At 65.9% G+C, this 20,336-nt stretch carries 18 protein-coding genes and 1 pseudogene; 10 read left to right on the top strand and 9 right to left on the bottom strand.

Going from position 1 to position 20,336, the window contains the following annotated elements; translation table 11 throughout:
- Window positions 1–57: 57 nt before the first annotated feature.
- The 9 genes from AC1RQK_RS17200 to AC1RQK_RS17160 all read left to right on the top strand — a co-directional run bounded on the left by AC1RQK_RS17200 (window position 58) and on the right by AC1RQK_RS17160 (window position 8,448).
- Window positions 58–1,614, top strand: a complete 1,557-nt coding sequence (locus AC1RQK_RS17200; RefSeq protein ID WP_492373737.1) for an AMP-binding protein — start codon at window positions 58–60, stop codon at window positions 1,612–1,614.
- The gene (locus AC1RQK_RS17195; RefSeq protein WP_492373738.1) at window positions 1,611–2,330 is read left to right on the top strand and encodes an SDR family NAD(P)-dependent oxidoreductase; all 720 of its coding nucleotides are present in this window, start codon (window positions 1,611–1,613) and stop codon (window positions 2,328–2,330) included. The genes AC1RQK_RS17200 and AC1RQK_RS17195 overlap by 4 nt, the downstream gene beginning before the upstream one ends.
- Window positions 2,327–3,103, top strand: a complete 777-nt coding sequence (locus AC1RQK_RS17190) for a citryl-CoA lyase (RefSeq protein ID WP_492810023.1) — start codon at window positions 2,327–2,329, stop codon at window positions 3,101–3,103. The genes AC1RQK_RS17195 and AC1RQK_RS17190 overlap by 4 nt, the downstream gene beginning before the upstream one ends.
- A gap of 74 nt (window positions 3,104–3,177) precedes the next feature.
- Window positions 3,178–3,720, top strand: a complete 543-nt coding sequence (locus AC1RQK_RS17185) for a carboxymuconolactone decarboxylase family protein (RefSeq protein WP_492373740.1) — start codon at window positions 3,178–3,180, stop codon at window positions 3,718–3,720.
- On the top strand, window positions 3,713–4,570 hold the full coding sequence (locus AC1RQK_RS17180) for an SDR family NAD(P)-dependent oxidoreductase (protein ID WP_492810021.1): 858 nt from the start codon (window positions 3,713–3,715) through the stop codon (window positions 4,568–4,570). Before AC1RQK_RS17185 ends, AC1RQK_RS17180 begins: the two co-directional genes overlap by 8 nt.
- 86 nt (window positions 4,571–4,656) lie before the next feature.
- Window positions 4,657–5,667 carry a Bug family tripartite tricarboxylate transporter substrate binding protein gene (locus tag AC1RQK_RS17175; RefSeq protein ID WP_492810019.1) on the top strand — a complete coding sequence of 337 codons (1,011 nt, stop codon included), beginning with the start codon at window positions 4,657–4,659 and terminating at the stop codon, window positions 5,665–5,667.
- Between the two features lie 164 nt (window positions 5,668–5,831).
- Complete coding sequence (locus AC1RQK_RS17170; RefSeq protein ID WP_492810326.1) at window positions 5,832–6,440, top strand: TetR/AcrR family transcriptional regulator; 609 nt, start codon at window positions 5,832–5,834, stop codon at window positions 6,438–6,440.
- 139 nt (window positions 6,441–6,579) lie between these two features.
- Window positions 6,580–7,389, top strand: coding sequence for an oxidoreductase (locus AC1RQK_RS17165; RefSeq protein ID WP_492373743.1), 810 nt, complete (start codon window positions 6,580–6,582; stop codon window positions 7,387–7,389).
- A gap of 57 nt (window positions 7,390–7,446) precedes the next feature.
- Window positions 7,447–8,448: an NADP-dependent oxidoreductase gene (locus tag AC1RQK_RS17160; protein ID WP_492810324.1), complete on the top strand. Its 1,002-nt coding sequence runs from the start codon at window positions 7,447–7,449 to the stop codon at window positions 8,446–8,448.
- A gap of 9 nt (window positions 8,449–8,457) precedes the next feature.
- Here AC1RQK_RS17160 and AC1RQK_RS17155 read toward each other — a convergent pair whose 3' ends face one another.
- The 6 genes from AC1RQK_RS17155 to AC1RQK_RS17130 all read right to left on the bottom strand — a co-directional run bounded on the left by AC1RQK_RS17155 (window position 8,458) and on the right by AC1RQK_RS17130 (window position 17,217).
- Complete coding sequence (locus tag AC1RQK_RS17155) at window positions 8,458–10,833, bottom strand: DNA polymerase II (RefSeq protein ID WP_492810017.1); 2,376 nt, start codon at window positions 10,831–10,833, stop codon at window positions 8,458–8,460.
- A 75-nt stretch (window positions 10,834–10,908) separates the two neighbouring features.
- Window positions 10,909–12,483: a methyl-accepting chemotaxis protein gene (locus tag AC1RQK_RS17150; protein ID WP_492810015.1), complete on the bottom strand. Its 1,575-nt coding sequence runs from the start codon at window positions 12,481–12,483 to the stop codon at window positions 10,909–10,911.
- Between the two features lie 485 nt (window positions 12,484–12,968).
- Window positions 12,969–13,823 (bottom strand): SDR family NAD(P)-dependent oxidoreductase, encoded by an 855-nt coding sequence (locus tag AC1RQK_RS17145; RefSeq protein ID WP_492810013.1) that lies wholly within the window; start codon window positions 13,821–13,823, stop codon window positions 12,969–12,971.
- 1 nt (window position 13,824) lies between these two features.
- Window positions 13,825–14,622, bottom strand: coding sequence for a citryl-CoA lyase (locus tag AC1RQK_RS17140; RefSeq protein ID WP_492373747.1), 798 nt, complete (start codon window positions 14,620–14,622; stop codon window positions 13,825–13,827).
- Window positions 14,619–16,199 carry a class I adenylate-forming enzyme family protein gene (locus AC1RQK_RS17135; RefSeq protein ID WP_492810011.1) on the bottom strand — a complete coding sequence of 527 codons (1,581 nt, stop codon included), beginning with the start codon at window positions 16,197–16,199 and terminating at the stop codon, window positions 14,619–14,621. Before AC1RQK_RS17135 ends, AC1RQK_RS17140 begins: the two co-directional genes overlap by 4 nt.
- Window positions 16,200–16,221: 22 nt before the next feature.
- Window positions 16,222–17,217 carry a tripartite tricarboxylate transporter substrate binding protein gene (locus AC1RQK_RS17130; protein WP_492810009.1) on the bottom strand — a complete coding sequence of 332 codons (996 nt, stop codon included), beginning with the start codon at window positions 17,215–17,217 and terminating at the stop codon, window positions 16,222–16,224.
- Window positions 17,218–17,319: 102 nt separating this feature from the next.
- Here AC1RQK_RS17130 and AC1RQK_RS17125 point away from each other — a divergent pair, with 102 nt between their 5' ends.
- Window positions 17,320–18,177: an IclR family transcriptional regulator gene (locus tag AC1RQK_RS17125; RefSeq protein WP_492810007.1), complete on the top strand. Its 858-nt coding sequence runs from the start codon at window positions 17,320–17,322 to the stop codon at window positions 18,175–18,177.
- 38 nt (window positions 18,178–18,215) lie between these two features.
- On the opposite strand, the gene AC1RQK_RS17120 is transcribed toward AC1RQK_RS17125, so the two are convergent.
- From AC1RQK_RS17120 to AC1RQK_RS17110, 3 genes and pseudogenes are all read right to left on the bottom strand, one after another.
- Window positions 18,216–19,265, bottom strand: a complete 1,050-nt coding sequence (locus tag AC1RQK_RS17120; RefSeq protein ID WP_492810005.1) for a branched-chain amino acid ABC transporter permease — start codon at window positions 19,263–19,265, stop codon at window positions 18,216–18,218.
- Window positions 19,262–20,146: a branched-chain amino acid ABC transporter permease gene (locus tag AC1RQK_RS17115; RefSeq protein WP_492373752.1), complete on the bottom strand. Its 885-nt coding sequence runs from the start codon at window positions 20,144–20,146 to the stop codon at window positions 19,262–19,264. The genes AC1RQK_RS17120 and AC1RQK_RS17115 overlap by 4 nt, the downstream gene beginning before the upstream one ends.
- A gap of 10 nt (window positions 20,147–20,156) precedes the next feature.
- Window positions 20,157–20,336: pseudogene (locus AC1RQK_RS17110) on the bottom strand (ABC transporter ATP-binding protein); the annotation flags it as partial.

The following is a 20,336-nucleotide window of genomic DNA, read 5'->3' as shown; positions in this document are numbered from 1 at the left end:
CGGAATCAACGGAATCAACGGAATCAACGGAATCCACGAGACGCAACGGAAGAAAGCATGCAACCAATCGACCATCTGCTGAGGACCGCCAGCGCCACGCCGGCACGCATCGCCTTGCAGGCAGCCGGTGAATCGCTGACCTACGGCGAACTGACGCAGAAGGTACTGGCGCTCGCAGCGGCGTTCCAGGCGCTGGACCCCGTGTCCGGATCGCGCGTAGGCATTTGCGCCGGCAATAGCGTGCAGCATGTGTTGGCGCTGCTGGCTACGCTGGCCGCCGGCAAGTGCTGGGTGCCACTGAATCCACGCGCCTCGGTCCACGAACGGGCCCGCATCGTCGACTTCACCGAGCCGTCCATCCTGGTGGTGGAAGACAGCAGCCACGGCCAATCCGGCACGACCACACTTGGCACCCGCGTGATCACCTGCGGGCCGCAGGCATCCGGCCCGGACAGCATCGCCGCGCTACTGTGTGCCTGGCGCGGCCGCGTCCCGCTACGCACGCAGCGCGAGCTTGGCGAAACGCAGGCCATCAAGTTCACCGGCGGCACTACCGGTGCGCCCAAGGGGGTGATGCAGTCGCTGCGGTCCTGGAACACCACGGTGGTTTCCATCCTCACCGCGATGCAGCTGCGCGATGACGAGCGCTATCTCGCCGTGGCCTCCATCACCCACGGCACATCCACGTTCCTGCTACCCGTGTTCGCACGTGGCGGCACCATCGTGCTGGCGGATTCGACCAGGCCGCGCGCCCTGCTCGATCAGTTGGAGCGCGAGCGCATCACCGCGGTGTTCATGCCGCCCACGCTGATCTACGATTTACTGGACGAGCCCGGCGTGCGCGAACGGGACTGGTCCGCGCTGCGGCACCTGATCTATGCGGCAGCGCCGATGCGCGCAGACCGGATTGCCCAGGCCATTGATGTTTTTGGCACCCTGGAGACCTCGTTCGGGCAAACCGAGGCCCCCGGCATCATTGCCTTCCTGCCCGCTGGCGAATTGCGCGATCCCGCCCGCCACGGCAGCGTCGGCCGCGCCACCTGCCTGACCGAACTCGCCATCATGGGGCGCGACGGCAAGCTGCTGCCGGCTGGCGAATCCGGCGAGATCGTGGTGCGCGGCGACCTCGTCATGTCCGGCTACTGGCGCCAGCCCGGCAAGACCGCCGAAGCACTGGCCGATGGCTGGCTGCATACGGGCGACGGTGGCTACCTGGACGCGCAAGGCTACCTGTACCTGAAAGACCGGTTGCGCGACGTCATCATCACGGGTGGCTTCAACGTGTACCCCAGCGACGTGGAGAACGCGCTCGGCGCCCATCCCGCAGTGTGCCGCTGCGCCGTGCTCGGCATGGACGACCCGCGCTGGGGCGAGGCCGTGCATGCGGCCGTGCAACTGCATCCCGGCGCCACACCCAACGCTGCCGAGTTGCAAGCATTCGTCAAGGAACGCCTGGGTTCGGTGCAGGCACCAAAGCGCATTCATTTTGTGGAAACCCTTCCGCTCACGGCCAACGGCAAGGTCTCGAAGCTCGAGGTCAAGACCCGGCTCGCCGCCAGTGCAAGCAACCATGCCAGCAACAACCCTCAAGGCAAGGAGCCTCTCTCATCATGACACCAACAGATATCCTGGTAACCGGCGGATCCGGCGGCATCGGCTGGGCCCTGTGCAAGACGCTGCGCGCGCGCGGCCACACGGTAGTGAACTTCGATCGGGTGGCACCTCCCGAGGCCGGTGTGACGCATTTTGTCAAAGTCGACATGGCCGAGCCGGCGCAACTCGCCGCCGCGCTCGGGGAGGCATCGGCCCGCTATGCCTTCACTGCCCTCGTCAACAATGTGGCGACCCTGCGGGCGGCGAGCGTGGAGGAAACCGGCCTTGACGACTTCGACAGGCAAATCGCCGTCAATGTCCGCGCCGCGCTGCAATGCACCCAGGCGTTGGTGCCTGCCATGCGAAAGGCGCGCCACGGCCGCATCGTCAATATCTCCAGCCGTGCCGCGCTGGGCAAGGAACTGCGCACGGCGTATTCGGCCAGCAAGGGCGCCCTGAACGCCATGACGCGTACCTGGGCGCTGGAACTGGCGGCGCACGGCATCACCGTCAACGCCGTCGCGCCGGGGCCCATCGCCACGGCGGCGTTCGGCTCCGTCAACCCGGCCCAGGATGCGCTGACGCAGCGCATCGTGAACGGCGTGCCGGTCGGGCGGCTCGGCAAGCCGGAGGATATTGTTCACGCCGTCGAGTTCTTTCTCGACGAACGCGCGTCCTTCGTCACCGGACAGGTGCTGCACGTCTGCGGCGGCATCACCGTGGGGCTGAGCGCATGAATGGCATCCGCACCGAGATCGGCTACACCACGCCCGATCGCATCACGCTGCGCGGACTCGACCTGGCCACCGAGGTGATCGGCAAGCTGGATTTCGTTCAGACGCTCTGCCTGGCTGCGCTCGGCCGCAGGCCCAGCGCGGCGCAGGCGCGGATGATTGACACACTGCTGGTGACCGCGGTCGATCACGGGCTGACGCCAAGCGCGATCAGCGCCCGCATGACCTGGCTGGGCGCGCCGGAATCCTTGCAAGGCGCGGTCGCCGCGGGCTTGCTTGGCGCCGGCGAACGCTTCCTCGGCACCGTGCAGAACATGGCGGAATTACTGCTGCAAGAAGGTGCGTCGCTGGCGGCCGATGCCGACGCAGCCACCATTGCAGAGCATGCCCGGCGCATCGTCGCCGCCTGCCGGTCAGCCGGCAGGCCGATACCTGGCGTCGGCCATCCAATACACGCGCAAGGTGATCCGCGCGTGCCGGTCCTGATGGAGACCGCGAGCGCGAATGGCTTCCACGGCAAGTACTGTCGTCTTGCCCTGGCGCTCGGCGACGCCTGCGGCGACGGCAAGCGCGGCGCCCTGCCGCTCAACGCCGCTGGCGCCATCGGCGCCATCCTCGCCGAGATGGGGCTGGACCCGCTGTTCGGCCGGGGACTGGCACTGATCGGACGCTGCGCGGGACTGGTCGCCCACCTGATCGAGGAACGCGAGCGGCCGGTCGGCCAACAGGTATGGAACCTGGTCTTGCGACAAGACCCGCGCAACGTGCTGCCGTGAGCGGCCAACCCCTATTTGCACTATTCCCACCACGACCTCACCTGCCGCGCGGCAGGAAACGGAGACAACACAATATGGCCAGACTACCTTACTTCGATGTGGACAACGTGCCCGGCCGCCTTGGCGAGCAACTGCGCGGGCGTCCCGCCCTCAACCTGTACAGGATCCTGCCGCATGCGCCGGAGATCGCGCTCGGCTTCCTCGGTCTTGGCCGCGCCATTCTCACGCAGGCCTCGCTGCCGCCCACGCTGCGCGAGCTGGTCATCCTGCGGGTGGGCGCGCTCAGCGGCGCCAGTTACGAAGTGCATCAGCACCGGCGTGTGGCGCGCGCCGCCGGTGTGCCGGAAGAAAAAATCGATGCCGTGCTCAAGCCGGATGCCAACGGCGACTTCAGCGAACTCGAGCGCCTTGCCATCGCATTCACCGATGCCGTGGTGCATGACGTCAAGGCACCGGCGCAGCTCTACGCCAAGGTTGCGGCGGCCCTGGACGAACAGATGATGGTCGAGCTGCTGGCGACCATCGGCTTCTACATGCTGGTGTCGCGCCTGCTGGAAAACCTCGAAGTCGATATCGAAAACCCGCCGCTGGAAAAGCTGGAGCTGCGTCATGACTGAATCCCTGGAAAGCCGTCCGGACCAACAACTGTTTGCACCCGCGCTTGGCGTGCCGCGCCGTGACGGCCGGCTCGCCGGGCGCCGCATCCTGGTGGTAGGCGCGGGCCAGCGCCATACCGTCGATCCGGTGCCATCGGTAGGCAATGGCCGTGCCATGTCGATCCTGTTCGCCCGCGAGGGCGCCGCCGTGGCATGCGCAGATATGGATGCCGGCGCCGCGCAGGACACGGTCGACCTGATCCTGCGCGAGAACGGCCGCGCGATACCCGTCCAGGCCGACGTTTCGGACCCCGCGCAAATCTCGCGCATGGTGGCCCAGGCCGTGGCCGCGCTGGGCGGGCTCGATGGCCTGGTGGTCAACGTCGGGATCGGCAACCAGAATCGCTTCGGCGCGGAGACGCCCGACGACTGGGACCGGGTCCAGGACATCAACCTGCGCGCCCCGATGTTCTGCGCCCAGGAGGCCGCCGCCGTCATGCCCGCTGGCAGCGCCATTGTGTTCGTGGCCTCCACGGCGGCGATCTCTCCGCTGAGCGGCCTGCCGGCCTACGAGACGTCCAAGGCGGCCTTGACCGCGCTGGGCCGCGCGGTGGCATTCGCCGGCCAGCCCAGCGGCTTGCGTGCGAATGTGCTGGCACCAGGACTGATCGACACGCCGATGGGCCGCGACGCCTCGCGCGCCCGGCCCTCGCGCGCAGCCCGCCCGCTGCCGTTCGGCCGGCAGGGCACAGGCTGGGAGGTTGCGCACGCCGCGCTCTACCTGGTCAGCACCGAGTCCTCCTATGTCAACGGGCAGATGCTCATCGTCGATGGCGGCCTGTCGATCGGCGCCGTGCGCGCCGCAGCCTGACGGCTGGCGCGGCGTTGTACAGGTCAAGCGGGCCTGGGCCGTACCATGGCCAGGCCCGCCATCACAACAATATGCAGGAGACAAACATGATGCGGATTAGCTGGAACACGTTGGGACTCGGACGATTCCTGGCCCTGGCACCCACCCTCGGCATGGCGCTGGGCCTTGCGCTCGGCGCGGCGCCGGCGAGCGCGCAGCCGTGGCCAGCGCGACCGGTTCGCCTGATCCTGCCCAGCGCCGGCGGCAGTGGGCCCGACACCATTGCGCGGATCTTTGCCGAGCGCTTGTCGCGCACGCTGGGCCAGCCCGTCGTGGTCGACAACCGGCCTGGCGCCAATGGCGTCATCGGCGTCGACGCGGTGGCCAAGGCACCCGCTGACGGCTACACCTTGCTATTTGCCAGTTCGTCTTCCACCGTCATAAGCCAGGCCCTGCTGCACAAGCTGCCATTCGATGTGACGCGTGACCTTGTGGCCGTGGCACAAATTTTCTCAGGGGGCATCCATCTGGTCGCCTCGCCGGATTTTCCCGCGCGCAACCTGAAGGAGTTCGTTGCCCTCGTCAAGGCGAATCCCGGCAAGTACGACTACGCCACCTGGGGCCCGGGCTCCACCGGGCAGCTCGTGATGGAGTACCTCAAGCGGAAAGAAGGACTCGACATCCGGCATGTGCCCTACAAGACGATCGGCCAGATCTACCAGGACATGCAGGGCGGGCTGGTGAAGGTGGCCTTCGTCGACGCCACCAGTTCGGTGCCGCTGATCAAGACCGGAAAGCTGCGCGGCATCGCCATCACCGGATCGCACAGGGGACCGGCGTTGCCGGACCTGCCGACCATGACCGAACAAGGCTATCGTTTCGATACAGATGCCTGGTATGGTGTGTTCGCCCCGCGTGGTACGCCAGCCGGCGTGGTAGCGGCCGTGCACCGGGAGATCCTGAACACGCTGTCCGCCCCGGAGTTGCGTGACCGGTTCGTCCAACTGAACCTGGTCGATCCGCCATTGAAAAGCGCGGAGCAGTTTGCCCAGACGGTACGTACCGACCTGTCCCTCTGGCAAAGCATCGCCAAGATAAACGGCATCAGCTTGGACTGAGAGGCCTATCGTCAGCAGGGTCGTTGCTGCGTGCGCTTCATCAAGCCACGATAGCGCACCCTCATGTAGCCGAACTGACAGTTGCACTGCTCAGCGCTGCCTGGGGGGGGCGCCTTGATCTCCATCGACATGGCTCCGTGCAGCAAATGGCGGCGAAATGTTATATGATGGTCGTCATGAAGAAGCCGTCAATCAATCGCAAGACCGTGAGCCGCAAGGAACTCACGCACGAGCGCATCGTCGAGGTCGCCGCGCGCGCGATTCGGCGCAGTGGCTACGACGGCACAGGAGTGGCCGACATCATGAAGGAGGCCGGCCTGACGCATGGCGGCTTCTACGCCCATTTTCCATCGCGCGAGGTACTGCTTGCCGAAGCCGCTGACCGCGCCGGTGCTGAAGCCGTGGCCTTGTCGGAGCATATCGCCGCCTCCGTGCCGCCAGATCAAGCATTGCCGGCGATGGTGCGCGCCTATTTGTCGAAAGCACATTGTGAAGACATGGAGACTGGTTGCCCTGTCTCCGCCCTCGGCTCGGAGATGCCGCGCCAGGCGCCGGTCGTGCGGCGCGCAGCCACCCGCCGCATCAAGGAGATGATCGATGTCGTTGCGCGCCAATTGCCCGATTGGGGCCAGCCGGGTGCGCACGAACAGGCACTGATGACAGTTGCCACCATGGTTGGCACCATGGTGCTGGCGCGTGCCGTGGACGACCCCAAGCTGTCGGAAAGTTTTCTTGAAGCCGCATTGAAGAAACTCGCGCCCACCGACGCGTAAATCTGCCGGCCCGGTGCCGGTGCCGGTGCCGGTGCCGGTGCCAGTTTTCGTTGGATCCAAAATATGATGATCATCATATTTTTGCAAAATGAACGCCCGACCAACCACGTAAAACATCCCTCAATATCGGAAGGACAGCATGGAAACCAAGATAGCGCTCGTTACGGGCGCCTCGTCGGGAATCGGCGAAGCCACGGCAAAGCGGCTTGCGAAGGCCGGATACAAGGTCTACGGCACCAGCCGGCGCGGTGCGCAAGCCGGACCGCGGACGTTCGAGATGCTGCCACTTGACGTGACCAGCGAAGCATCGGTCGAAGCCGCCGTCAAGGAAGTACTGCGCCTGCACGGCCGCATCGACCTGCTGGTCAACAACGCTGGCTTCGGTGTCGCCCCCGCTGCTGCGGAAGAGAGTTCGATTGACCAGGCCCGCGCGATCTTCGATACGAACTTCTTCGGGATCATCCGCATGACGCGTGCCGTGTTGCCCCATATGCGGCAACAAGGTAGCGGCCGCATCATCAACATCGGCTCTGTGCTGGGTTTCTTGCCCATGCCCTACATGGCGCTGTACTCCGCCACCAAGCACGCGGTCGCAGGCTACTCGGAATCGCTCGACCATGAGTTGCGCACGATGGGCATCCGGGTATCGGTCATTGAGCCGGCCTATATCAAGACGCCTTTTGACGCGAACTTCATGGCGCCCGACGCCCCTCTCGACACCTACCGCGAGGTGCGCTCGGCCGTGGATAGGCGAGTGAAGGAGGTGGTCGAGGGCGCTGACGGTCCTGAGGTTGTGGCCGAGACCGTACTGCAGGCCGCCATCGCGGCGCGTCCGAAACTCCGCTATGCAGCTGGTGGACTCGCCGGCCGCCTGCGATTGCTACGCAGATTTGCGCCTGCGAACATGGTAGACGCCGGTATTCGCAAAGATCTGCGGCTCGCAACGTAGACGGCGTTACTGCCCGTGAAACAACTTGACGCAACGAGAAACTGACAAGGAACCATGATGAAGGCATTCGTCGTCGATCGATATGGACGCAAACATGGCGTACGCGCTGGCGATATGCCGGTCCCGGAGGTGCGCGAGGACGACGTATTGATCCAGATTCACGCCGCTGGCGTGAACCCTCTCGATGCCAAGATCAGGGACGGCGAGTTCAAATTGATTCTGCCCTATCGTCTGCCATTGATTTTGGGCAACGATCTGGCCGGGGTTGTTGTCCGCGTCGGATCGCGCGTACAACGATTCAAACCGGGCGATGAGGTCTATGCGCGACCACACAAGGACCGCATCGGCACTTTCGCGGAATGCATCGCGATCAAAGAGGATGGCGTGGCCCTCAAGCCCACGGCACTCACGATGGAGGAAGCGGCTTCAATTCCGTTGGTGGGATTGACTGCCTGGCAGGCGCTGATCGAAAAAGGGCAACTCAGGAAAGGGCAGAAAGTGCTCATACATGCTGGCTCGGGCGGCGTTGGCACCTTTGCCATTCAACTGGCGAAGCATGTAGGCGCAACGGTCGCGACGACAACGAGCGCGCGCAATATCGCACTGGTGAAGCGCCTCGGTGCGGATATCGTCATCGATTACACGAAAGACGACTTTGCGGCCATCCTGAAGGACTATGACGTGGTACTGGATACGCAGGGCGGAAAAGGGCTCGAGAAGTCGCTGCGAGTGCTCAAGCCGGGTGGCAAACTCATCGGGATCGCCGGTCCGCCTGATCCCGATTTTGCGAAAGAGATGGGCGCCTCTTGGTTCCTGAAAGCAGCAATGCGCTTTCTGAGCCATCGCATCAGGAAAGCCGCGAAACGCCGTGGCGTCAGCTATTCATTTGTTTTCATGCGTGCTAACGGAGACCAGCTAGGCCAGATCGCCAGGCTCATCGACGCAGGTGCGATAAAGCCCGTGATCGATCGGGTTTTTCCGTTCGCGTCGACCAAAGAGGCGTTGGCCTACGTCGAAACAGGACGTGCAAAGGGCAAGGTTGTCATCAAGATCCGATAGAAGGCGCCATCAAAACAACGCCTTCTGCCCCGTCACCAGCGTCTCGAACGCATCGCCCAGGAAGGGCAGGATGGCGTCGGCCACCGGCTGCAGCTGGCGCGTCAGGTAGTGGTCGTAGTCGATGGGCGAGCGCCGGGTTTCCAGGGGCTCCGGGCCGGCCACCGTCATCACATAGCTGATCCAGCCGCCGTTCTGGTATTGCAGCGGACGGCCTTCCTTGCGGTTGAACTCGTCCGCGATGCGTGCCGCGCGCACGTGCGGCGGCACGTTGCGCTGATAGTCTTCGAGCGTGCGGCGCAAGCGCTTGCGGTAGACCAGTTGCGCGTCGAACTCGCCGCTCATGGTGCGGCGGACGTAGTCCTGCACATATTCCCGGTACGGCTGCTTCTTGAACACGCGCTGATAAAGCGCTTGCTGGAACTGCTGGGCCAGCGGTGTCCAGTCCGTGCGTACCGTTTCCAGGCCCTTGTAGACCATCTCCTCACTGCCGTCCGCCTTGGCGACCAGCCCCGCGTAGCGCTTCTTGCTGCCCTGCTCGGCGCCGCGCACGGTGGGCATCAGGAAGCGGCGGTAGTGGGTCTCGTACTGCAACTCCAGCGCGCTCTCCAGGCCGTACTGTTGTTGCAGATGCTGCTGCCACCACTGGTTCACTTGCTGGACAAGCATGCGGCCAATCCTGTCGGCGTCTTCCTCGGCATGCGGCTGCTTCAGCCAGACAAAGGTCGAATCGGTATCGCCATAGATCACCTGGTAGCCCTGCGCCTCGATCAGCTCGCGCGTGCGGTGCATGATCTCGTGCCCGCGCATGGTGATCGACGACGCCAGGCGTGGGTCGAAAAAGCGGCAGACGCTGGACCCTAGCACCCCGTAGAACGCATTCATGATGATCTTCAGGGCCTGCGACAAGGGCTTGTTGCCTTCGCGCTTGGCCGCTTCCCGGCCTTGCCAGATCTGCTTGACGATGGCCGGCAGGCAATGCCGGGTGCGCGAAAAGCGCGCGCCGCGAAATCCCGGCACCGAGCTTTCGTCGGACGGATCCTGCAGCCCTTCCACCAGCCCGAGCGGATCGATCAGGAAGGTGCGGATGATGGACGGGTACAGGCTCTTGTAGTCCAGCACCAGCACCGAATCGTACAGCCCGGGCTGCGAATCCATGACAAAGCCGCCGGGGCTGGCCCCGTCCGGAACCTCGCCCAGGTTCGGGGCGACATAGCCCTGGCGATGCATCAGCGGCATGTACAGGTGCGTGAAGGCGGCCACGCTGCCGCCGCTGCGGTCCGCCGGCAATCCCGTGACGGCGGCCCGCTCCAGCAGGAAGGTCAGCAACTCGGTCTTGGCAAAGATCCGGGTCACCAGCTCGCAGTCCTTGAGGTTGTAGCGCGCCAGCGCGGGCTTGTCTTCGGCAAAGCGGCGGTCGATCTCCGCCATCCGCTGATACGGGTTGTCGATGGACTTGCCCTCGCCTAGCAGCGTCTGCGCCACGTTCTCCAGGCTGAAGGACGGGAAGTTCCAGGTAGCGGACCGCAGCGCTTCGATACCGTCGATGATCAGGCGGCCGGCGGCGGAGGCAAAGAAATGGTTCTCCTTGAAGCCGTGCTCGCGCCACTCCAGCACATTGCCGCCCCGGCCAAACAGCAGCGGGACTTGATAGCGATCCGCATGCTTCTGCAGCACGCGCAGGTCGAACTGCACCACGTTCCAGCCGATGATGGCATCGGGATCGTGCTGGGCAAGCCATTGGTTCAGCTTTTGCAGCATCAGCGGGTGGCTGGCGCAGTACTCCAGGTCAAAGTCGACCGCGCTGTCGTCGCCGTTGGGCGGGCCGAGCATATACACCTGGCGCTGGCCGCAGCCTTCCAGCGCGATCGAGTACAGGTCGCCGTGGGCGGTGGTCTCGATGTCCAGCGACACCAGCTTCAGCGTGGGCCGATAGGCTGGCCCTGGCTTCATCTGGCTGTTGAGCAGGGTGCCTCCGCCGTGGGCCGCGTTGGCCTCGCCGGCAAACCAGACGGGCGCGGTGATGAAGCGCTCCATCAGGTAGCGCTCCGGGGGGCGGATGTCGGCCTCGTAGACGCTGACGCCGGCTTCCTTCAGCAGTTTTTCCAGCTTGGTGAGCTGGCGGTAGTGCTGGCAGTACAGGCCCAGCACCGGGCGGCGATGGAAATCCGCGAGCGGGAGTTCGCGCAACGCCACGTTGCGCTCGCCGCGCAAGACCGCCTCGGCGGTCTCGCGCTGCTCAGCCGGGATAAATGCCACCGAGGGCTGGTGCGCCAGGCGGATATGGCGAGGGCCACTGTCGGTTGCCAGCCAGAACTCGACTTCCGTCCCGGCGGCCGTATCCCGCCAGTGCCGAGTCAGAAGAAAACCCTGTTGTCGTTGAGCCACCTGCCGCCTTTGAAAACCCACCCTGGCCGGCTATTTTACTGGTCCTTGGCCAGTCGGGCCCCGCCCAGGCCCCATTCAAGCCCCGGTCAGGCCGGATGGCGCGCCATGCCCGCCACGCTCCTGATGGAGCTTGAACACGGCCACCGCCTGCACCAGTTGCCGTGCCCGCGCATGCAGGCTTTCCGCCGCCGCCGAGCTTTCCTCCACCAGCGCGGCGTTCTGCTGGGTGGCCTGGTCCATCTGGCTCATGGCGGTTTCGATCTGCGCCACGCCCGCGCTCTGCTCCGTGCTGGCTGCGCTGATCTCGCCCATGATGTCGGTCACGCGCTTGATCGCCGCGACGATCTCCGTCATGGTGGCGCCGGCATGATCCACCATGGCCGTGCCCTGCTCCACGCGCTCCACGCTGGCGGTGATCAGCGTCTTGATCTCCTTGGCCGCCTCGGCACTGCGCTGCGCAAGGTTGCGCACCTCGCCCGCCACCACGGCAAAGCCACGCCCCTGCTCACCGGCGCGCGCGGCCTCCACGGCGGCGTTCAGCGCCAGGATGTTGGTCTGGAACGCGATGCTGTCGATCACGCCGATGATGTCGGCGATCTTGCGCGAGCTGTCGTTGATGTCCTTCATGGTGCCCACCACCTGCCCGACCACGTCGCCGCCCTTGCGCGCCACCGTGGTGGCGCCAATGGCGAACTGATTGGCCTGCAGCGCGTTGGCGGCGTTCTGCCTGACCGTGGAGCTGAGCTCCTCCATCGAGGCTGCGGTCTGCTCAAGCGCGCTGGCCTGCTCCTCGGTACGGCCGGACAGGTCGCGGTTGCCATCGGCAATCTGCTGGCTCGCGCTGGCAACGCCTTCGGCGTTCTCGCGCACGTTGGCGATCACGCGCACCAGTTTAGCCTGCATGTCCTTCAGCGCGCGCATCAGCCTGGCGGTTTCATTGTTGCCGCTGGCATCGAACTGCAGGCTCAGGTCGCCCGCGGCCACGGCCGCCGACACCCGCACGGCCTGATTGATTGGCCGGGTGATGGCGCGGATGATCCATGTGGCCATGCAAACAGCGACCAGCAGCGCGACGGCACCCGAAGCCCAGATCGTGGCCTTCATGCGCTCGACGGCGTCGATGGCCTCGCTGGTGGACGTTTCCATGAGTTTGTCCTGATGCTGGATCAGGCCTTCCACCGCGGCGAAATAGGCCAGCTGGGCCGGGCGCAACTCGCCCAGCAGCATGTTCCTGGCCTCGTCGGCATTGCCTGCCGCCACCAGCCCGAGGAACTTGTCCTGCAGGGCACCGTACGCACCGCGCGCTTCTTTCACCTTGGCCAGCTCGGCCCGACCCTTGTCAGAGGTGATCTTGGTCTCTAGCCGGGCCCATTGGGCGGCAATGGTCTTTAGCGTGGCGGCGGTCAGTTCACGTTCCTTCTCGATATCCGTCGCCACCGTCATGATCACCATATTGCGCAGCGAGCGCGCGACCTGGTTCAGGTTTCCCTCAATGTCATTGAGATCCGCTATTTTTCTGTAGTGGTCACTTAATACCGTGTGCAATGCATTTTCCACGGTATGAATCTTGATGATCGATGTGCCGCCCATGAAGGCGATCAACAGAACCAGAATGCCGAATCCGGCAGTAAGGCGGGTTGATATTTTCATGTCACTGAAACGCATGTTTGTCCGTCGTCCTGGAAAAAGAAAGGAGGAATGCAAGAGGTCATCGGCCAGAGCCATCCCGAAAAGGCAAGCGTGAGACCGGCAGGCGGCTGCGTGGCAACGCCGCCTGCACGGATGCCTGATCTTCGCTTGTCGTGGCAACCGATCGAGCGTCGGCTTCGGGAGGAAGACATCGGCTCGTGCCGGCAAGAAATGCCGGCGTTCTTCATGCCGATGGGTACATATCGGCAAGGTTTAGTGACTCTTTAGGCCCTCGCGCAATGGCGCTGCGCGAATATCCGCGCTGCGGATATGGCTAGCCGGCCATCCTTTCTTTTAAGAGGCCATTTCAAAAAGATTCTGACGTCGTTGCGCGGCCTTGCCGTACCAGTTGTACTGTCTGCGGCCGCGCGCCTAGCCAGAACCGCTTCGCTTCATTTTGAAACGGCCTCCAAGCAACTACTGCACATGGGACGACGGATTGCGTGTCACACGAATTTCCCGGTGATGCCGCCATCCACCACGAGCTCCGTGCCGGTGATATAGGCCGCCGCATCGGAGGCGAGGAAGGCGCAGGCGTGGGCCACGTCCCATGCGCTGCCCATGCGGCCCATCGGCACTTGCGCGGCGCGCGCACGGCGCGCCTCGTCCAGGCTGGTGCCGGAGAACATCTTCGCCACCGTGGTAGCGATGCGCGGCGTGTCGATCAGCCCCGGCACCACGGTGTTGGCGCGCACGCCATGTGGCGCATATTGTTGCGCCAGCATGCGCGTGAACTGCGTCACGGCGGCCTTGGTCACGCTGTAGGCCAGGTGCGGATAGCCCACGTAGCGCATGCCGGCCACCGACGAGATGGCGATGATGGCGCCGCGCCCGCGCGCCATCATGTCGGGCAGCACCTGCTGACTGGCCAGCAGCAGGCTGCGCACGTTGACGGCGTGGATGCGGTCCAGGTCGTCCGCGGTGGTTTCCATCGGGCCACCGGTCTTGCCAATGCCCACGTTGTGATGCAGCACGTCCACCATGCCGAAGCGCCCGCGCGCCGCGGCAAAGAGCCGCACCACTTCGGCCTCCACGGACACATCGCCCGTGAAAGTCTCGGCGATGCCGCCCTCGGCCCGGATCAGCGCCGTGGTTTCCTCGGCCGAGGCCGCGTCACGGTCCACCACGCAAACCTGCGCGCCCAGGCGCGCGTAGGTCACGCTGGCCGCGCGGCCGATGCTCCAGCCCGGCCCCGCAGAGCCCGCGCCGGCGACAAAAACCGTGCGGCCCGAAAGATCGAGCGGCAACCCGGGCGGGCGTGCCGCCGCCGCGCTGTCGCCTGCGTTCGATAGATTCGTCATGTCACGCGCCCTCCCCTGGCCGGTGCCCGCCTTCGCCCACGTAAGGAATCGCGTGTTCGATGGTGTCCCAGATAAAGCGGCCCGAAGGGCTTTGCTGCTCCTCCACGATATGCGCTACCAGCCCGGCCGCGCGCGAGATCACGGCAAAGCCGCGCATCACGGCCGTGGGTACGCCCAGCTCACCCAGCAAGGCGGCCACCGCGCCGGTGGCGTTGATGGTGATGGGCCGGCCGGCCACGGCATCCACCGCGCTGGACAGGCGCTCCAGCGCCCGGATCTTGTCACCAGCCAGGTCGGGCTCGGCGCGGCCCATTTCCAGCAGCTTGTAGGCGCGCGGGTCCACCGGCTTGTGCAGGTGGTGGCCAAAGCCGGGCACATGGCTCTTGATGGACTTGTAGTGGCGCGCGATCTCCATGGCCTCGGCATCGGGATCGGCGGCCGCGCCGATGCGGTCGAGCAGTTGCGCGCAGTTCTCCATGGTGCCCACGAAGGAGCTGCCCACGGCCAGCAGGCCCGCGGATACGGCGCCCTGCAGGTTCTCGGGCGCGCTCATGTAGATCAGCCGCGTGGCGATGGCGCTGGGCGTGAGGCCGTGCTCCATCAGCACGATCAGCACCACGTCGGTGATGCGCAGGTCCACCGGGCGCGGCTCGCGGCCCAGGATCTGCATGAGCATGACCTCGGTGAAGGTCTTCTTGCCCATCAGGTCCTCGACCAGGTCCGCGTCGCGGTAATGCAGGCTGGTGAGGGTGTGGGTGCAAAGGCGGGTGACGGGCTTGGAGGAAGCGGAGGAAGTCATGATGGGTTCGCAGTAGATTCGTTGGAAGGGGTCGGGGCCGATGGGACCGATGGGACCGATGGGACCGAAGCGGCTTCGGGAGCGATGGCGCGTTCGCGCACGGCGGTCTTGAGCACCTTGCCCACGGCGGAGCGCGGCAGGCTCGCATGGAAGTGGACGCGCTTGGGCGTTTGCACGGGGCCCAGGCGCTCGCGCACAAAGGCAATCAGCTCGCCTTCGGTGGCATGCTGGCCGGGGCGCAGCTGCACGGCGGCCTGCACCGCCTCGCCCCATTTTTCGTCGGGCACGCCGAACACCGTGCATTCGTGCACCGCCGGGTGCTGGCCCAGCGCGTTCTCCACATCCACCGGATAGACGTTGAAGCCGCCGGTGATGACCATGTCCTTGAGCCGGTCCTTGAGGTACAGGTAGCCGCGTTCGTCGATCAGGCCGCGGTCGCCCGTGTGCAGCCAGCCGTCCACCAGCGTCTCGGCGGATTTCTCCGGCAGGCGCCAGTAGCCGCTCATCACCAGGTCGCCGCGCGCGACCACCTCGCCGACCTCGCCCGGGGGCAGCAGGCGGCCGTCCGGGGCCATGATGGCCACGTCGCTGAACCAGGTGGGCAGGCCCACGGCGGCCCAGTTGCGCTCGTCCTCGAAATCCGCGGGGCGCATCACGGTCAGGCTCTGCGGCGCCTCGGTCTGCCCGTAGGTGGTGCCCAGCACGGGGCCGAAAAAGGCGCGCACCTCGCGGATCTTCTCGGGCGGCATCGGCGCGCCGCCGTAGATCAGGCGGCGCAGGCAGGGGAAGTCCGCGCGCGCGGCGCCGGGCAGCGCCATCAGCATGTAGATCAGCGTTGGCGGCATGAAGCACACGGTGCCGCCGCGCTCGCGAAACGCCGTGCGCACCGCCTCGGCGCCGGCCTCGGCCAGCACCACGTGGCAGCCGCCCTGCGCCAGGATGGGCAACAGGTAGGTCGACGTGCCATGCGTGATCGGCGCGGCCACGATGTAGCGCTCGTGCTCGTCAAAGCCCCAGGCGTGGATCTGGTTGGAGACGTTGGTCATCCAGGCGCGGTACGGCTGCATCACGCCCTTGGGCAAGCCGGTGGTGCCGCCGGTGAACTTGATCGCCTGCGTGGCATCCTCCGGCAGCGCAAAGGCCGGGCGCGATGCGCCGGCATGCTGCGCGATCAGCGCGGCCACCGATCTCTCCCCGGGCGGCGGCGAGCCGCTATAGATGCGCGCGCCGGCCGCGCCCTCCAGCAGGCCGGCGCAGGCCGTATCGAGCACCAGGATGGAGGGCTCGGTGGCGTCGATGATGCGGCGGATCTCCGGCCGGGTGCTCTTGGGATTCAGCGGCACCCAGACCTTGCCGCAGGCCAGCACCGCCAGGAGCGCGACGATGTGCTCGGCGCTGTTCTTCGCGCAAATGCCCACGCGGCTCTGCAGGGTGTCATCGAGCGCATTGAGCGCCGTGGCCAGCGCGGCCACCTGGGCGGCCAGCGCGTCGTAGCGGATCGCGCCTTCGGGGGCGTCGATCGCGATGTTGCCGGGCCAGCGCGCCGCGGCGCGCCAGAAGAAATCGATCGGGTACATGGTAGGCAACGCTCCTTGTTTCTTATTCGGCCTTGGCGCCGGACTGTTTCACCACGTCGTGCCAGCGCTTGGTTTCCGCCGCGATCAGGCGGCGCGATTGCTCTGGCGAGCCGGGCTCGGGGGTGGCCGCCAGATCCTGCAAGCGCTGGCGCACGTCGGGCGCGGCCAGCACCTTGTTGAGGGCCGAGTTCAGGCGCTCGATCACCGGCCGCGGCGTGCCGGCGGGCGCGGCCAGGCTGAACCACGATTGCACGTCAAAGCCGGGAAAGCCCGACTCGGCAACGGTCGGCACCTCGGGCAGCAGCGGCGAGCGCTGGGCGCTGGTGATGGCAATGGCGCGCAGCCGCCCCGCCTTCACGTGCGGCAGCGCCGAAGGCGTGTTGTCGAACATCGATTGGACCTGCCCGCCCAGCAGGTCGGTCACCGCCGGCGCGCTGCCTCGATACGGGATGTGCAGCATGTTCAGCCGGGCCTGCATCTTGAACATCTCGCCCGACAGGTGGATGGACGAGCCGCTGCCCGACGAGGCAAAGGTGATGCCGTCCTGCGACGCCTTGGCAAAGCGGATGTAGTCGGCCAGGGTTTTCACCGGCAGCTTGGGGTTCACCACCAGGATGTTGGGAATCCTGGCGATCAGCCCGATGGGCTCGAAGTCCTTTTGTGGGTCGTAGCCAAGCTTGTCGTACAGCGACGCGTTGATGGTGTTGGCGATGGTGTAGACGTAGAGCGTGTAGCCATCGGGCGCCGACTTGGCCACCACTTCGGCGCCCACGTTACTGTTGGCGCCCGCCCGGTTGTCCACCACCATCGGCTGGCCCAGCTGCTCGCCCAGCTTGAGCGCGATGATGCGCGCGATCACGTCCGTGGCGCCGCCGGCGGCGTAGCCGACCACAAGCTTGATGGGCTTGGTGGGCCAGGCGGTGGGCTGGGCATGAAGCGGCAGCGCAAGGCCGCCCGCCAGGCTGAGGGCCGCCGCGAACGCCAGCAGGCGCCGGCGCGGTGCATGATGCAAGGTCATGGTTTGTCTCCTGTTTTGGCAGTGCAATGCCGTCGCTGGCCCCCTTCTGGCCGCGCTGCGGCATACTGCGGGTGGCTTCCATCGACCGAGAAATTCTTCCCCATGCCTGCCCGCTCCGCCAATCAAAACGTCCGCCTGCCGGACGTTTCCGCCAAAGGCAAGGCAGCCCTCAGCCCCCTTCCCGACGCTGCCGATGCTGCGCAGGCCACTGAAGACGGCGGCAGCCGCACGCTGCGGCGCGGCCTGCAATTGCTGGATGCGGTGCTGGCCAGCGGCCGCGAAGGCCTGCGCGTGGTCGACCTGTGCCGCATCGCGGCGCTGGAGCGCGCCACGGTCTACCGGCTGCTGGCTACCTTGATGGAAAGCGGCTATGTGGCACAGCGTGGGCGCTTTCGCTACGTGGCGGGGCCGCGCCTGTCGGCGCTTGCGCAGCCGCACGCCACCGATGGCCTGGCGGCGCGGCTACAGCCAGTGCTGGCGCGCGTGAGTGCCGCTTGCGGGGATGCCGCGTTCGCCGTCGTGCGCGAAGGCGCGATCTCGCACTGCATCGCGCGCCATGTCGGGACGCATCCGGTGCAAATCCTCGTGATCCAGGTCGGTACGCGCCAGCCGCTGGGCGTCGGCGCCGCCGGGCTGGCCCTGCTGGCGGCGCTGCCGCCAGACGACGTGGCGCAATGCATCGCCGCCAACGCCGCGGCGCTGGGCCACTACGGCGGCATGACGCCCGAGCGCATGAACATCCTGGTGCGCGCCACGCGCGAGCGCGGCTGGTCCGTGATCGGCAATCACGCCACCAGCGGCGTGCTGGCCGTGGGCATGGCGGTGCACAGCACGGACGGCGAACCGGTGGCGGGCATCAGCGTGGCCTCCACGCTGGCCCGCATGCCGCGCGAGCGGCAGCAACTGATTGCGCGGGCCATGCGGGAATCGCTGGCGGCGTTGCTGCCCAAGGGATTGTGAAGGGCTGTGAGGGGCTGTAAGCGAGGGGGGACGCGTTGCTAATCGGGCTTCAGGCTAGGCGCGGCGCGCGGCGCGCGCAGCCTTCGGCTGAACACCTGGCTACCGGCAAGCCGTTCAAGCTGGCCCACAAGGCCCCGGCGGAACAGCAGGACACAGGCGATAAAGATGACGCCCGTCACCATGGTGACCGACTCGCCCAGTGCGCCGAACCACGCGATGCCCGTGACGGAAGCCAAAAAATTGCCGATTGCGCCCAGCCTGGTTTCCAGCGCCACCACCACAAAGGCGCCGGCCAGCGGGCCGGATAGCGTGCCCAGCCCACCCACCAGCGTCATCAGGATCACCGCGCCGGACATCGACCAGTGCACGTCGGTGAGCGTGGCAAAGCCCAGCACCAGCGCCTTGATCGACCCGGCCAGCCCCGACAGCGCGGCGGACAGCACGAACGCCATCAGCTTGTAGCGGTCGGTGTCGTAGCCCAGCGAGATGGTGCGCGGCTCGTTCTCCTTGATTGCCCTCAAGATCTGGCCAAACGGGGAATGCACCGTGCGCACGATCAGCGCGAACGCCGCCACGATGACCACCAGCGCCACGTAGTACAGCGTCAGGTCGTCGGCCAGCGGCAGCACGCCGAACAGCTTTCCGCGCGGAATCGCCTGCAGGCCGTCTTCGCCGCCCGTGGCAGGCGCCTGCAGGCAGACAAAAAACAGCATCTGCGCCAGCGCCAGCGTGATCATCGAGAAATAGATGCCTTGCCGCCGGATCGCCAGCGACCCCACCACATAGCCGGTCAGGCCGCCGGCCAGCGTCCCCAGCACCATGCCCGCTTCCGGCGTGACGCCCCACACTTTCATGGCATGGCCCGCTGCATAGCCGGCGCCGCCGAAGAAGGCCGCATGGCCGAACGACAGCAACCCGGTATAGCCGACCAGCAGGTTGAAGGCGCACGCAAACAGCGCGAAGCACAGCACCTTGAGCACGAACACCGGATACGCCCCGGCCATCGGCGCCAGCACCAGCGCTGCCAGCAGCAATCCGTACCACGCATTCCTGGCTGACCGGCCCATCGTTCCCATCGTTCCCATCATTGACTCCTTCCAAACAGCCCCGACGGGCGCAACATCAACACGATTGCCATGATGAGGAACACCACCGTGGCCGAGGCCTCTGGGTAGAACATCTTGGTCAATCCCTCGATCACGCCCAGGCCGAGACCGGTCAGGATCGCGCCCATGATCGATCCCATCCCGCCGATCACCACCACCGCGAACACGATGATGATCAGGTTCTGCCCCATCAGCGGCGAGACCTGGATCACCGGCGCCGCCAGCACGCCGGCAAACGCCGCCAGCGCCACGCCAAAGCCATACGTCAGCGTCACCATCAGCGGCACGTTGACGCCGAATGCCTCGACCATCTTGGGGTTCTCGGTGCCGGCGCGCAGGTAGGCGCCCAGCTTGGTCTTCTCGATCAGGTACCAGGTGGAGAAGCACACCGTCAGCGACGCCACCACCACCCAGGCGCGGTAATTCGGCAACATCATGAAGCCCAGGTTGGTAGCGCCGCCCAGCGCCTGCGGCGCCGAGTAAGGCAGGCCCGACACGCCGTACACCGAGCGCAAGATGCCCTCGATCACCAGCGTGATGCCCAGCGTCAGCAGCAAGCCGTAGATATGATCGAGCTTGTAGATCCAGCGCAGCAGGGTGCGCTCGATCACGATGCCGATCAGCGCCACCGCCAGCGGCGAGAGCACGAGCATCGCCCAGTAGTTGAGCCCGGCGTACTCCATGCCCATCCAGGCCAGCACCGCGCCGAGCATGAACAGCGCCCCGTGGGCGAAGTTGATGACATTGAGCAGCCCGAAGATGACCGCAAGGCCAAGGCTCAACATCGCGTAGAAGGCACCGTTGACCAACCCCAGTAGCAGTTGGGACAGCAAGGCGGAAAGGGGAAAATTCAGTATCGTCATAAAGCGGTCCTCATACCCCCAGCAACGCGTTCAGCACCGGCATCTTGGCCTGCAGCTCCGCAGCCGCGAAGCGCTCGACGATCGTGCCGTGTTCCATCACATAAAAGCGGTCCGCCAGCGGCGCGGCAAAGCGGAAGTTCTGCTCCACCATCACCACCGTGTAGCCCTTTTTCTTGAGCATCAGGATCAT

Source organism: Cupriavidus sp. GW822-FHT02D05, assembly GCF_058802485.1.
This window is presented reverse-complemented; position numbering and strand designations above follow the sequence as displayed.

Bases quoted from the DNA above. Each gene is read 5' to 3' on its own strand.
- AC1RQK_RS17200 (WP_492373737.1), top strand. From the start codon at position 58: ATGCAACCAATCGACCATCTGCTGAGGACCGCCAGCGCCACGCCGGCA.
- AC1RQK_RS17195 (WP_492373738.1), top strand. From the start codon at position 1,611: ATGACACCAACAGATATCCTGGTAACCGGCGGATCCGGCGGCATCGGC.
- AC1RQK_RS17190 (WP_492810023.1), top strand. From the start codon at position 2,327: ATGAATGGCATCCGCACCGAGATCGGCTACACCACGCCCGATCGCATC.
- AC1RQK_RS17185 (WP_492373740.1), top strand. From the start codon at position 3,178: ATGGCCAGACTACCTTACTTCGATGTGGACAACGTGCCCGGCCGCCTT.
- AC1RQK_RS17180 (WP_492810021.1), top strand. From the start codon at position 3,713: ATGACTGAATCCCTGGAAAGCCGTCCGGACCAACAACTGTTTGCACCC.
- AC1RQK_RS17175 (WP_492810019.1), top strand. From the start codon at position 4,657: ATGATGCGGATTAGCTGGAACACGTTGGGACTCGGACGATTCCTGGCC.
- AC1RQK_RS17170 (WP_492810326.1), top strand. From the start codon at position 5,832: ATGATGGTCGTCATGAAGAAGCCGTCAATCAATCGCAAGACCGTGAGC.
- AC1RQK_RS17165 (WP_492373743.1), top strand. From the start codon at position 6,580: ATGGAAACCAAGATAGCGCTCGTTACGGGCGCCTCGTCGGGAATCGGC.
- AC1RQK_RS17160 (WP_492810324.1), top strand. From the start codon at position 7,447: ATGAAGGCATTCGTCGTCGATCGATATGGACGCAAACATGGCGTACGC.
- AC1RQK_RS17150 (WP_492810015.1), bottom strand. From the start codon at position 12,483: ATGAAAATATCAACCCGCCTTACTGCCGGATTCGGCATTCTGGTTCTG.
- AC1RQK_RS17145 (WP_492810013.1), bottom strand. From the start codon at position 13,823: ATGACGAATCTATCGAACGCAGGCGACAGCGCGGCGGCGGCACGCCCG.
- AC1RQK_RS17140 (WP_492373747.1), bottom strand. From the start codon at position 14,622: ATGACTTCCTCCGCTTCCTCCAAGCCCGTCACCCGCCTTTGCACCCAC.
- AC1RQK_RS17135 (WP_492810011.1), bottom strand. From the start codon at position 16,199: ATGTACCCGATCGATTTCTTCTGGCGCGCCGCGGCGCGCTGGCCCGGC.
- AC1RQK_RS17130 (WP_492810009.1), bottom strand. From the start codon at position 17,217: ATGACCTTGCATCATGCACCGCGCCGGCGCCTGCTGGCGTTCGCGGCG.
- AC1RQK_RS17125 (WP_492810007.1), top strand. From the start codon at position 17,320: ATGCCTGCCCGCTCCGCCAATCAAAACGTCCGCCTGCCGGACGTTTCC.
- AC1RQK_RS17120 (WP_492810005.1), bottom strand. From the start codon at position 19,265: ATGATGGGAACGATGGGAACGATGGGCCGGTCAGCCAGGAATGCGTGG.
- AC1RQK_RS17115 (WP_492373752.1), bottom strand. From the start codon at position 20,146: ATGACGATACTGAATTTTCCCCTTTCCGCCTTGCTGTCCCAACTGCTA.